This window comes from Galbibacter orientalis DSM 19592 (assembly GCF_000260115.1).
GTDB classification, from domain to species: Bacteria; Bacteroidota; Bacteroidia; order Flavobacteriales; family Flavobacteriaceae; genus Galbibacter; species Galbibacter orientalis.
In genome coordinates this window covers 2338206-2352002 of record NZ_JH651379.1, presented here as the reverse complement: position 1 = coordinate 2352002, position 13797 = coordinate 2338206, and the positions used below count along the sequence as shown (strand labels likewise).

Annotated in this window: 9 protein-coding genes; 4 read left to right on the top strand and 5 right to left on the bottom strand. The window is 34.0% G+C overall.

Annotated elements, in window-relative coordinates:
• Positions 1-186: 186 nt before the first annotated feature.
• Both JOOMADRAFT_RS10380 and JOOMADRAFT_RS10375 read left to right on the top strand, forming a co-directional pair.
• Positions 187-1392, top strand: coding sequence for an NAD(P)-dependent oxidoreductase (locus tag JOOMADRAFT_RS10380; protein ID WP_008613136.1), 1206 nt, complete (start codon positions 187-189; stop codon positions 1390-1392).
• A 241-nt stretch (positions 1393-1633) separates the two neighbouring features.
• Entirely contained in the window at positions 1634-2641 is a 1008-nt protein-coding gene (locus tag JOOMADRAFT_RS10375) for a 3-oxoacyl-ACP synthase III family protein (RefSeq protein ID WP_008613134.1), read from the top strand.
• Positions 2642-2832: 191 nt separating this feature from the next.
• On the opposite strand, the gene JOOMADRAFT_RS10370 is transcribed toward JOOMADRAFT_RS10375, so the two are convergent.
• The 5 genes from JOOMADRAFT_RS10370 to JOOMADRAFT_RS10350 are packed head-to-tail and all read right to left on the bottom strand — an operon-like array spanning position 2833 to position 10679.
• Positions 2833-3645 carry an N-acetylmuramic acid 6-phosphate etherase gene (locus JOOMADRAFT_RS10370; RefSeq protein ID WP_008613130.1) on the bottom strand — a complete coding sequence of 271 codons (813 nt, stop codon included), beginning with the start codon at positions 3643-3645 and terminating at the stop codon, positions 2833-2835.
• Positions 3623-5092, bottom strand: coding sequence for a sodium:solute symporter (locus tag JOOMADRAFT_RS10365; protein ID WP_008613128.1), 1470 nt, complete (start codon positions 5090-5092; stop codon positions 3623-3625). The genes JOOMADRAFT_RS10370 and JOOMADRAFT_RS10365 overlap by 23 nt, the downstream gene beginning before the upstream one ends.
• A 6-nt stretch (positions 5093-5098) precedes the next feature.
• Positions 5099-6286, bottom strand: a complete 1188-nt coding sequence (locus tag JOOMADRAFT_RS10360; protein WP_008613127.1) for an exo-beta-N-acetylmuramidase NamZ family protein — start codon at positions 6284-6286, stop codon at positions 5099-5101.
• 51 nt (positions 6287-6337) lie between these two features.
• Positions 6338-7612, bottom strand: coding sequence for a RagB/SusD family nutrient uptake outer membrane protein (locus JOOMADRAFT_RS10355; protein ID WP_008613124.1), 1275 nt, complete (start codon positions 7610-7612; stop codon positions 6338-6340).
• Between the two features lie 10 nt (positions 7613-7622).
• Positions 7623-10679 (bottom strand): SusC/RagA family TonB-linked outer membrane protein, encoded by a 3057-nt coding sequence (locus JOOMADRAFT_RS10350; protein ID WP_008613122.1) that lies wholly within the window; start codon positions 10677-10679, stop codon positions 7623-7625.
• A gap of 164 nt (positions 10680-10843) precedes the next feature.
• Between JOOMADRAFT_RS10350 and JOOMADRAFT_RS10345 the strand changes: the two genes are divergently transcribed.
• Entirely contained in the window at positions 10844-11593 is a 750-nt protein-coding gene (locus tag JOOMADRAFT_RS10345) for a DeoR/GlpR family DNA-binding transcription regulator (protein ID WP_008613120.1), read from the top strand.
• 96 nt (positions 11594-11689) lie between these two features.
• Positions 11690-13627, top strand: coding sequence for a glucosamine-6-phosphate deaminase (gene nagB / locus JOOMADRAFT_RS10340; RefSeq protein ID WP_008613119.1), 1938 nt, complete (start codon positions 11690-11692; stop codon positions 13625-13627).
• Positions 13628-13797: the final 170 nt, after the last annotated feature.

The following is a 13797-nucleotide window of genomic DNA, read 5'->3' as shown; positions in this document are numbered from 1 at the left end:
AAACAAGTTTAATTCATTTGACGTAGAGTCCTTTGGTCTCAGTACAGGCTCTGGGTAATAAGACCCTCTTTGAGGGATTCAAATGGATTTTTACAAAGTGTGAGTTTGCCCTCGTATTAATCCATAAGAAACTTGTACATTTCCATCCTTCCGTGTAAATTAGAACAAAATTTATACCAAATTAGTATGAAGTTCGGAATTATCAAAGAACGTAAAACACCTCCTGATCGAAGAGTAGTTTTGTCGCCTAAAGCCTGTCAAGCTGTCAAAACACAATTTCCTTCAGCAGAAATTATTGTAGAATCATCAGAAATTAGAGTTTTCAAGGATAATGACTACCAAAGTGCAGGTTTTAAAATTTCCGAGAATATGGAACAATGTGATGTGCTTCTTGGAGTAAAAGAAGTGCCTATTGCTGCGTTAATTCCGAATAAAAAATATTTTTTCTTTTCACACACTATAAAAAAGCAACCTTATAATAGAGCGTTACTTCAAGCAGTTCTAGAAAAAAATATCGAATTATATGACCATGAAGTAATAACAAATAGCAACGGACAAAGGTTAGTAGCTTTTGGACGTTATGCAGGCATTGTAGGGGCTTATAATGGATTTAGAACATACGGACTTAAATACAATTTATTTGAATTACCCAAAGCTACCACACTTCCCAACCAACAAGCATTAATAGATGCTTTAAAACGAATTCCTCTTCCACCAATAAAAATATTGCTTACTGGAAGCGGTCGTGTAGGTAATGGAGCTAAAGAAATGTTGGACGCCAAAGGCGTAAAAGAAGTTTCAGTAAAAGAATATTTGGATAGCAATTTTGATGTTGCTGTATATTGCCAAATAGATGTGTTGGATTACAACAAACGTAAGGACGGGGCTTTTTCAGAAATAATAAATTTTTATAAAAATCCATCAGAATATGAGTCTAATTTTATGCGATTTGCAGCGGTAACCGATTTCTATATCGCAGGACATTTTTATGGAGATGGAGCTCCATATTTATTTACACGTGAGGATGCAAAAAAAACAGATTTTAAAATAAAAGTAGTGGCAGATATAAGTTGTGATATCGATGGTCCTGTAGCAACTACAATTCGGTCGTCTACTATAGCCGATCCAATTTATGGGTATAACCCGAAGTCGGAACTTGAAACCGATTTTAGAGATGCAGACGCCATTGCAGTAATGGCGGTAGATAATTTACCGTGTGAACTTCCAGCCGACGCTAGTGATGGCTTTGGAGAGAATTTTATTGCAGCTGTAATTCCTGCTTTTTTTAATAATGATAAAGATGGGGTTTTAGAAAGAGGACGTATGACTTTTAAAGGAAAACTTACAGATAGATACAGCTACCTTCAAGATTATGTATATGGAAAAGAGTAAATAGCTTAATTTAAAAGGGCTTATTAAAGATTTATTATGCTTTAGGATTAGTGAGAGAGGTAAAATGACTTCTAATTTTTCCTTAAGAGCATTTTTTAGGATTCATTCTAGCTTTTTACACTACTTTTAGGAGACAGTTTTTTAAAGAGTTACTAATAATGCGTAACTTGCGATGCTTAATTTTGTTAAAGTCGCAAAAGAAAACGATTATTTTATATTATTTTAAAGAAAGGTCTTGCAGATGTATAATTCAAAAATAACAGGTTTAGGGTATTATGTACCTGATAATGTAGTAACCAATAACGATTTATCTAAAATAATGGATACTAATGATGCTTGGATTCAAGAGCGTACTGGTATTCAAGAGCGTCGTCATGTGGTTAGGGGGGAAGACACTACAACAACTATGGGTGTGAAAGCTGCTAAAATAGCTATAGAGCGTTCTGGGGTTGATAAAAATGATATTGATTTTATTGTTTTTGCCACTTTAAGTCCAGATTACTACTTTCCTGGACCTGGAGTTTTAGTACAAAGAGACTTGGGTTTAAAAACTGTTGGAGCCTTGGATGTTAGAAATCAGTGTTCTGGTTTTGTTTATGCAATTTCTGTAGCCGATCAATTTATTAAAACTGGAATGTATAAAAACATTTTGGTTATAGGGTCAGAAGTGCATTCTACAGGTTTGGATATGACAACTCGCGGTCGTGGGGTTTCTGTAATTTTTGGAGATGGTGCTGGGGCAGCAGTTTTAAGTAGAGAAGAAGATACTTCTAAAGGAATTTTATCCACACATCTCCATTCAGAAGGAGAGCATGCTGAGGAATTGGCATTAATTGCTCCAGGGATGGGAAAACGCTGGGTTACAGATATTATAGAAGATAATAATCCTGATGATACTTCTTATTTACCACATATGAACGGACAGTTTGTGTTTAAAAATGCAGTGGTTCGTTTTAGTGAGGTAATAAACGAAGGATTGAAAGCAAATAATTTAACTCCTGCAGATATCGATATGTTAGTCCCTCATCAAGCAAATTTGAGAATTTCGCAGTTTATTCAGCAGAAATTTAAATTAAGCGATGATCAGGTGTATAACAATATAATGAAATATGGTAATACAACCGCAGCTTCTATTCCAATTGCTTTAACTGAAGCTTGGGAGCAAGGAAAAGTTAAAGAAGGAGATACAGTTGTACTAGCAGCCTTTGGAAGTGGTTTTACATGGGGAAGTGCTATTATTAAATGGTAGATTTTTAAGTTGAAAGTTATAAAGTAAAAAAGTTAATAAGTTATCGAGTTATATTGTTGTGATGTTTTAGAAAAGCTTTTTTTTAACTAATAACTAATAACTAATAACTAATAACTAATAACTAATAACTAATAACTAATAACTAATAACTAATAACTAATAACTAATAACTAATAACTAATAACTAATAACTACCCTTTAAAGTTTGCTATTGCTTTTTTTACACTTTGATGCTCCATTAAAAGGGCTTTTGCTTTTTTTTCATCAATTTTTAAATCTTCCATAAGCATTTTAATACCTCGCTTTACTAATTTTTTGTTGGAAAGTTGCATGTTGATCATTTTATTGTCTTTTACCTTTCCCATTTTAATCATCAAAGCGGTGGAGATCATGTTTAAAATTAATTTCTGAGCAGTTCCTGCTTTCATCCGTGTGCTTCCGGTAACAAATTCAGGCCCTAGAATTACTTCAACAGGATAAGTTACATTTGCAGCTAATGGGGTGTTCATATTGCAGGTAATACAACCAGTTGTAATATTATTCTCATTGGCTTTTTGCACACCTCCAATTACATAAGGGGTAGTTCCAGAGGCAGCAATACCAATTACAGCATCTTTATCAGAAATGAGATGTTCCTGCATTTCTATCCATGCTTTTTCAGTATTATCTTCTTCATTTTCAACTGCATTTCGTAATGCCATGTCACCTCCCGCAATAAGTGCAATAACTAATTCTTTGGATACTCCGTACGTTGGTGGAAGTTCGGAGGCATCAAGAACTCCTAATCTGCCACTTGTACCTGCTCCAAGATAGAATAAGCGTCCTCCTTTTTTCATTTTTTTATATACAGCATTTACCAATTTTTCTATTTCGGGAAGAGCTTTTTCAATAGCATTTGGAACTGTTTTGTCTTCTGTGTTTATATTGATGAGCAATTTTTGAGTGCTCATTTTTTCTAAATTGTTATATTCTGAAGTGTTTTCAGTGATTAATTGCTGACTCATGTTTTGGTTTGATTAAGATTAGGAATACTATTGTGATTAGGGCGTTTATAAAAATATTCATAAATCCTAGATCAAAACTGTAATAATATATTAATACGTAATTTAAAATATAGGTTAGAACAGGAGCGATAATGCATATAAATGGCACGAGTTTGTCTATAATGTTTACTTTACTGAAAATTCCAAAGAGAAAGAGTCCTAGGAGGGGACCATAAGTATATCCAGCAACTTTAAAAATACTGGTAATAATGTCTCCTGTGCTATTAGCAAATGCCATGATAATAGCAAACACAATAATGTTAAACCCGAAGAGCGTTAAGTTTTTAGCTTTTTTTCTTTCTGTAGGGGTTTTCTTATCTATATTTAAAAAATCGTGGGTAAAAGAGGTTGTTAAAGCAGTTAAAGCAGAATCAACACTAGAAAAAGCGGCGGCAGTAATTCCTAAAATAAAAGTAATAGCGGCTGCAATTCCAAAATAATTTAATGATAGTTTAGGGAAGAGGTCATCTGTATTAATAAAAGTACCCTCTTTTATAGGGAGTGTAATGCCTTTGTTTTCTGCAAAAACATAAAGTAAAATACCTAAACCTAAAAAGAGAAATTGGGTAATTGCTAGGATAAAGCTAAAAACCAATGCGTTTTTTTGAGCCTCACTTTTAGATTTACAAGTGAGCGTTTTTTGCATGATATTTTGATCGAGTCCCATCATGGCTATAGCAATTAAAATACCTGAAACTATTTGTTTGAAAAAATTATTTCCAGATTTAGAATCCCAGTCAAAAACCTTAAAATACTTATGTGATGTTACAGTGTCTATGGTTTCTGAAATAGAAAAATTTAATGCATTTTTTATAGCGAAAATAGAAACGATTGCCGCAACAATTAAAAAGGTAGTTTGAAGCGTATCTGTCCATACAATTGTTTTTATTCCCGATTTATTAGTGTAAACCCAAATAAGGATTAAAATAATTAGCACGGTTATTGGGAAAGGAATCCCTATGGGAGCAAACATAGCATAATCTAGTACTTTAACGGCTAGTAGGAGTCGTAATGCAGCGCCAAAAGATTGTGAGATTATAAAAAGTAGAGAGCCAGTTTTGTATGAATAAAACCCAAAGCGAGTTGATAAATAGGTGTAAATTGAAATTAATTTAAACTTATAATAAATTGGAATAAGCACAAAAACTATAAAACTGTAGCCAATTACATTTCCTATAACAAATTGGAAATAGTATAGGTAATTGTTAGAAACCATTCCTGGGATCGAAACAAAGGTAACACCAGACATAGCTGCGCCAATCATTCCATAAGCCACCAATGGCCAAGGAGATTGTCTATCTCCAGTGTAGTATGCGTCTGCTCCCGATTTTCTAGAGACTATGTAGGAAATGGCAACTAGAACTACAAAATAGACTAGAAAAATAGTAAAGAAAAGAGAGGTATTCATGTGTTATTATTTATAGAGTAAAATGGATGCTATTTGTGTTTTGTATTCCTTTAAATTTTCAAAGTTTTCTAAATCTTCCATAGTGCCATTAGTGGTTACCCATTTTCTTAATTTATCGGTTCCGTTAATAATATCAATAGGCATATTTTTATAATCATACTCGTAAGGAGGTTCTTTCCATTCAAAATCTTTTCCTAAATAATGATAAAATTCTTTCATAAGAAATTGTCCTGTTCTCCATGGTTTGAATGTTTGTGAATCTGTAACATGAATTTGAAACCCACCACATATTCTATTCATATTCTTTTGAAAAGTGGGTAAAAATGTAATAGGTCTTAAAACGACTCCTTTTAGTCCAGATTTAGCGAAAGATTTTTCCAAATGATTTTTATAGTAACCAAAGGCTTCAATTTTTGGGCTTCCAACAATTTCTAATGATTGTGTAGTGCCGCGCCCTTCACTTAATTTTGTTCCTTCAAAAAGTACAGTCGTAGGAAATGTAAGAGTGCTAATAGCCCGTGGTAAATTTGGAGACGGCAATAACCATGAGAGTCCAGTGTCTTTATAGTACATTGTACGATTCCAATTTTTCATGGAAATTATGGAAAGATTACATTTTTTGTTTGCCCAATATTCTTGGTGCATAAGAGCAACTTCTGCAATGGTAAGTCCATGTCTAACGGGTAATGGATGTAAACCTATAAAGGATGAAAATTTTTCATCTAAAATATTTCCTTCAATGTCAATCCCATTTATTGGGTTGGGACGATCCAATATAACAATCTCAATATCTCTTTCTGCGCATTTATTTAATATATGCGTTACAGTATATATATAGGTATACATTCTGCATCCAACATCTTGCAAGTCGATAAATAGATAATTGATGTTTTCCAACATTTCATCAGTAGGAATTCGAGTTTCAGAGTAAAGAGAGTATACGGGGATATTGAAATATGGGTGTATAAAATGATTTGTTTCAATCATATTATCCTGCGCATCTGTAGAAAATCCGTGTTGTGGTCCAAATAGTTTTATAAATCTGTCGCCAAAAATATTCTTAAATAGTAATGCAGCATGATTTAATTTACCATCAACAGAAGCATTGTGGCACAAAAGCGCTACGTTTCCTTGATATTTTGATTGGATAGAGGTATCATTTACCAACCGATCCAAACCAGTATTTGTTTTCATACGATCAAATTTAAGTTAGGCATTTTTTTCTTTCTATTAAGATTTCATAAATTAATTTTGTGGATTTGGAGGAGTTTGGGTGTTGTTATCTCTTTCGGAGTTAGGATAAGGATAATAATTTCTGTTTCTTTCTGTAGTAGGTCTGTTAAATCTTCTGGAATCTTCTAATGATAAGCCACTTAAATAAAGTTCTATTCTTCTGTTTTTATAAATTTCATCTAAAATAGCTTCTTTGGTCATTTCTCCAGAATATGCAGGAAGCATAGCGGCTACGCCATAAATATCTTGCGCAGGAGTTTTTGTTATTACTTTGTTCAGTTTTATTGTAGCCTCTTCTAATCTATCTTCTCGAGCATAAGCTTCTGCTTGTATTAAATACATTTCACCTGGAAGATATACAGGAATTTTATCAGTATTCGAAGTAAAAAAACCTTTGACAAAATAATCAGGTTCCTGACCATCAACATAAAAATCAATGCGACCATCGTTTGTGCTGGGAGCTAAATTAGATGGCAAACCAAAGTTTTTGTCTTTTGCCTGACTTACATTATTTGATGAGAACCAAAATGCTAGCGGATTTGGATTTGCTTCTTCAAAAATCCAAGTAGATGACGTGTTTAGATTAACATTGTTTGCAGCAGAGATGGCATCAATATTATTACCTAACATTAAATGATATCTGGCTGTTAAGGCGTATACAGAATTTTTAAGGTCGATAGAATTAAACAATTCTGAAGTTACAGAAGTAGATAATCCATTATTTATATATTCTAAAGAAGTAGATAAATCGGTTAAAGCACTATTTAATACTTCTGTGCGTGTATTGAATGGGGCGTTTTTCTGAATAGAAAGCGGTAGACTTTCAAAAAACTGAATTAAAGTTCCGTGAGCAAGAGCGCGGTAGAAAAGAGCATATGCTTTTAAGGAATTAGCTATTTGAGAATCTTCTGTAGCAGTATTTGCATTGTCAATAATAGTGGTAGCTTCTTTTTTAATTAACATAATTTGCCCCCACATATTGATTAGAACTTCATTGTCTCCAGAAACGGTAGAGCCTCCAATTACTAATTCATTTTCTCCAACATTCCCAGGGTTTAGCAATCGCAATTCTCCAGTATTTAGTCCTGCTGCTGTTACTGTAGTATACATGGGACTGGGTCTATTGGTGCTCCATTGTTGTTGCATGCCGTTAAGGAGCATTATTTGCTCATCAACACTAGAGGTGAGCGTTGGATCTAATACAGAATAAGGATCCAAATATTCTTTATCGCAAGATATAAAAACGATAAAACTGCATATTATTAAGGTATATTTAATAGATTTCATAATCATTATTTTAAAAGTTAGCACTTACAGATAAGGAAAACGTTCTTGGGATAGGTGCATTTCCAAAATTTACGGAGCGGAGGAGATTTGATTGCCCTCCAGCATTAGTTTCAGGGTCATAACTAAAGAAATCATCAAATGAAAAGAGATTTCTACCTTGTACTGAAATTAGAACATTATTGAGGGCATTTCCAAGACTTCCCAGTTTATAGCTTAAAGAAATTTCTCTTAGTTTGATGAAGGAACCGTCTTCAATTCTGAATTCTTCAATAGGATATATAGAGGCAATATAACCTCTAGGTAATTCTCCAGTAAGCTCTTGTTCAGCCATTTTACCTACCCCAACTCCTTGACGAGTACGCTTATCGGCATCAAAAACATCAAACCCTTGAACCGATTCCCAGAGCATGGAAAAAGAGAGTTTTTTGTAGGTAAGATTGGTTCCAAAAGCAAGAATATAATCAGCATTGGGGTCGCCAATAACTTTTTTTAATTGATCTCCAACTGGTTGTCCGTTTGCATCTCGTTGAGGTAATCCAGTAGTTATATTCCCTCTTTCTGTTTGAGGAAGCCCATCTGGAGTTAATAGTAAACTACCATCTGTGTTTTGAGCGTAATAGGTTCCGTAAAAAACACCTAATGGTTCTCCTTCTCTTACCTGTGGTAAAGCTCCACTTACGGTAGCAATAGAAATAGGCCCTCCACTAGTATTGGTAACTTCATTTTTATTAGTGCTGAAATTAAAGTTTAAATCCCATTGCCAATCTTCATTTTTTATAGGACTTACATTTAGGTAAGCTTCATAACCGTGATTCTTCATATTTCCTACATTTTCTGTTCGCGTTAGTCCGCCTTCAGAAGGAGATAAAACCCGTCTTACAATTAAATCTGAGATATTCTGATTGTAATAAGTAAATAAGAAAGAAACTCTGTTATTAAACATATTTACATCCGTACCAATTTCAAATTCTTTTGTACGCTCTGGTTTTAGGTCTAAATTTCCTAATCTACTGTCTTGTACTAGGGTGTTCTGTACGCCGAAAAAATTATTTCTTGAATAGCTTCCAAAACGTTCATAAGGAGAAATTGCAGTTAGGTTTCCTGCATGTCCATAAGAAGAACGAAGTCTTACAGAGTTAAAAATGTTACTTAAATTACTGTTTTCCCAGAAAGGTTCGTTAGATAATAGGTATGAACCTGAAATTTTTGGATAGAAATTTGTGCGATTATCGGGAGCAAAATTGGTGGCTCCGTCTACTCTTCCAGCTACAGTTAAAAAATACCTGTCTTTATAAGCCAAGGATTCCTGAAGGAAAAAACCAAAAATGTCTAACCTATCTTCCGATAGTTTGTCTTCTAAAGGGACTGTAGGAATATTATTTGCATTAAGATCTCTTCCTTGAGTTCCGTTTAGTGTTAATTTACTTGATTGAAAATTATATCCAATAATAGTTTCGGAACTTAATTCATCAGAAAAATCAAAGTCAAAAGTAGCCGTAGCATCATAATTCCAATTAAATATTTTGGCTTCGGTATCGGACAAATACCCTTTGTCAAAGTAGGATGGATTTACATCAGGATATGGATAGGCAGGAATGTAAATATGACCAACTTGCGTGTACATATCTGCTCCATATGTTTGATTGATGGTTAAAAAATCAAAGGGTTTTATGGCTACCTTTAAATTTGGAATAAAACGGTTAATTTCTTGACTAATATCAAAATCTTCAATAATAGATAACGGATTAACTCGGGTAGGTTCTACGGCCATTAAATTACCATTTTCATCTCTTCGTGTAGCATCATAAATATTATTTGAAATATTAACAGAGTTAATTGGACTCCAAAACACATTTCCATCTGGCTTTTCATTAGATTGGCTATTTGCAAAATAAGCGCCTACATCATAAGACAGCCAATCGGTAACTTTATGGTTAAATCCCAATCGGGTAGAGAGCCTTTTAAAGTCTGTGTTTTTTATAATACCTTGATTTGTAGTATATCCAACAGAAGCATTATAACCAATGTTTGGAGCTCCACCTCTCATTGATAAATAATTATCTGTTCCATAGCCTGTATCAAAAATTAAATCTTGATAGTCGTAACGAGTTACATCAAATTTTTCTGAAGAAAGATTTTGATAGGGTGTAAGATTGCCATTTTCATCTTTTCCGAAAATTGGCCAAAGACGTTCTCCTAAACCACTTTCAAATTGTTCGCCACGTAAATTTGTAGGTACTTTTTTACGAACTGTATTTACATTAACGGAAGTTTTGAAATAAAATTCAGGTTCTTCATTCCCCATAAGCCCTTGTTTGGTATTAATAATAACAACACCATTGGAGGCTCTAGATCCATAAATAGCAGCAGCTGCAGAACCGTTTAAGATATTAATACTGGCAATGTCATTTGGATTGATATCTGCCATTCGGTTTTGTCCTGGCTGCGCTGCTCCAGCGTCTACATTTAAATTGGTAACATTGGTAGTTAAGTTACTAGTAATTACCCCATCAATTACATATAGTGGTTCTGATGAACCGCTAATAGTACTCGGACCTCTTAATCTTATAGAAAATCCACCAGCTGGATCTCCCGAATTTTGTGTAATTTGAGCTCCTGGAATTTTTCCTTGAATAGCTGCAGTTACACTAGGCGTGGGAGAACTGGTAATGTCTTTAGATTTTAATGTGGTAATAGCATTCCCAATTTTCTTTCTAGATTGTGATACACTCGACCCCATTACGACTACTTCCTCTAAAGCATTTGAGTTGCTGTTTAAATACACTTCAATAGTGTTTTGATCTAAAGCAATTGTAATTTCTTTAGAAGAGTAACCAATGTAGCTTACTACTAATATTTTCTCTTCTCCACTAATAGTTATAGAGAATTTCCCGTCAAAGTCCGTCACAGCACCAATAGTAGTGCCTTTAAACAATACATTAGCTCCTGGAAGCGGTTGATTGTCGTCTTCTGAAATAACAATTCCGCTAATTGTTCGCTCTTGAGCCATAGCAAAATTTATAATCAGAAGTAATACTGATAAGAATGTTAAATAGTGTTTGTTCATTTTTATGACCTTTAAATAGAGTAGTAATGTATAGTTTATTTTTCATATAAGCAAAAAAAATGCTAAATAATGCATATTTAATGCATTTATAGCTGTAAATTTGGACTTAAACTAATTTAATGCGTATATTTTTGCATGAATAAAGCGTGTTATTTATAATTTGTATGCAAAAAAAGGAAAGACAAGATCTTATTATAGAGGAGGTTAGGGTAAATAGAAATGTTACTTCAACCTACTTAGCTCAAAAACTAAATGTTTCTGAGGATACTATTCGAAGAGATTTAAATGAGCTCGATAAAAAAGGGTTGGTAATGAAGGTGCATGGAGGAGCGGTGTCGACTATTCAAAAACTATATCATTATAATGAAGAGGTTATCTTTAATAGGGATAAAAAAGATACAATAGCTAAAAAAGCTGGAGTGTTATTGAAAGATGGAATGGTAATTATAATAAGTGGCGGAACTACAAATTTAATGTTTGCAAAGCAACTACCAGAAACATTAAAAGCAACAGTATATACCTATAGTTTGCCAATTGCTATGCAATTATCTGATCATCCAACTGTAGAGGTTATTTTTATAGGAGGGAAGATCAATAAAAAATCGATGGTTACTGTAGGGATCGATGTGGTGCAATCGCTTTCTCAAGTAATGGCAGATATTTGTTTTATAGGAGTTAGTAGTATTAATGAATTAAATGGTTTGACCGATGAGGGGTATGAAGTATCTTTAGTAAAAAAAGCCATGATTGCTGCTTCAGACAAAGTAGTGGCTTTGGCAACTTCAAATAAATTAAACATTAGGCAAAATTATAGTGTATGTGGCTTAGAGGAAATTAATACCTTGGTAACAGAAATAGACGCTAACGATAGTATCTTGCAGCCATATAAAAACGCAGGGATATTAATAATGTAAATTATTTTTGAAAGTGTTTAATAAACTGACCAAATTAAAATTGTAGAAATTATTATTTAATAGTATTTTTAATACATCCAGAGAAAAGTAAAGACAATGAAAACAAACGCTGACGAAGTACAAAGTGTTAAGTATGTCAAGGTAGGAACGTATGAGTATAGTAGATTTGAAAAAATCCATAATGTGGTTTTTAAAAAATCTTCTAAAGCCTCTTACCTTGTAGCCAAAGAAATAGCCGATTTAATTCGCTCTAAAAACAGTAAAGGGGAAAAGTGCGTTTTAGGACTTGCTACGGGTTCATCGCCAATTCGAGTGTATGAAGAATTAATAAAAATGCACAAAGAAGAGGGGTTGAGTTTTAAAAATGTAATCACCTTTAATTTGGATGAATATTTACCTATGAATCCAAGTAGTATTCATAGTTATCATTACTTCATGCATGAGAATTTATTTAATCATATAGATATTCCCGAAGCGCAAATTCATATTCCAGATGGAACTATTTCACAGGAGGAGGTAAATGATTATTGTGCGGCTTACGAAGAAAAAATAGCAGCATGTGGTGGTTTGGATTTCCAACTTTTGGGAATTGGTAGAACGGGCCATATAGGATTTAATGAGCCTGGATCTCATTATAATTCGGCTACCAGAAGTATAACGCTAGATCAGTTAACAAGAGAAGATGCTGCAAGTTCGTTTTTAGGGATTGAAAATGTGCCTAAAAAAGCAATTACAATGGGGGTTGGTACGGTTACCAATGCAAAACGAATTGTGCTTTTAGGATGGGGGCATAAAAAAGCAGAGATTATAAAACAAACTATTGAAGGGGAAGAAACAGCTCAGATTCCTGCTACCTATCTTCAGGATCATCCAAATACTACTTTTGTTTTGGATACCGAAGCGGCTTCTATGCTTACTAGATTTGAGTCGCCTTGGTTGGTAGATACAGTGGAGTGGACAGCGCCAATGATTAAAAGAGCAGTGGTTTGGCTTTGTGATAAAGTAGAAAAATCTATATTAAAACTTACAGATAAAGATTATAACGAACATGGATTAGCTTCTTTAATTGCTGAAAAAGGTTCTTCGTATGAATTAAATATCGAAATGTTTAACCAATTGCAGCATACTATTACTGGTTGGCCAGGAGGAAAACCAAATGCTGATGATTCTAATAGGCCAGAACGAAAATCTCCAGAAAAGAAACGTGTTATTATTTTTAGTCCGCATCCAGATGACGATGTAATCTCAATGGGAGGTACATTTGACCGATTGGTACAACAAGGACATGAAGTGCATATTGCATATCAAACCTCCGGAAATATAGCTGTTTCTAATGCCGATGCTTTAAAGTTTGCTGAAGTGGCAATGGATTTCCTTCCGCAGGGGGAAGAATTAGAAAAATTAAAAGCAGTAGTAGAAGGGATTAATCAGAAGAAAGAAAATGAGATTGACCCGATACAGGTGAGAGAATTAAAAGGGTTAATACGTAAAAGAGAGTCTATTGCGGCTACCCGTTATTTTGAGGTTCCAGATGCGCAGGTGCACTTTTTAAATCTTCCTTTTTATGAAACTGGGGCTGTAAAGAAAAGTCCGTTAGGGCAAGCAGATATTGATATTGTAAAAAATTTAATTGCAGAAGTTAAACCACATCAAGTATATGCAGCAGGAGATTTAGCAGATCCGCATGGAACTCACAAAGTATGTTTGGATGCTGTATTTAAAGCGATGGCCGAATTGAAGTCTGAATCTTATATGGACGATTGCTGGTTGTGGTTGTATAGAGGTGCTTGGCACGAATGGGAAATCCATGAGATAGATATGGCGGTTCCAATGAGTCCAGACCAAGTGTTGAGAAAGCGAAAAGCTATTTTCTTCCATCAGACTCAAAAAGATGGGGTTTTATTTCAAGGAGAAGACTTACGAGAATTTTGGGTTAGAGCAGAAGATAGAAATAAAAAAACGGCAGCACATTACCGTAAGTTAGGATTGTCGGATTATGCAGCCATAGAGGCTTTTAAACGTTTTGATTATTAGAATTTTCAATTCAATTATGTAAAAAATCAAGAAGCTGTCTAAAAAGAATCTAAACTCTAAAATCATCCTGAACTTGTTGAAGGATGCCCTTGAGTGTTAGTTGTTTAAAACTTCGATAAGCTCAGTTTGACAACTAATGATTACTTTTTAAAACAGCTTCTTTTATTAAT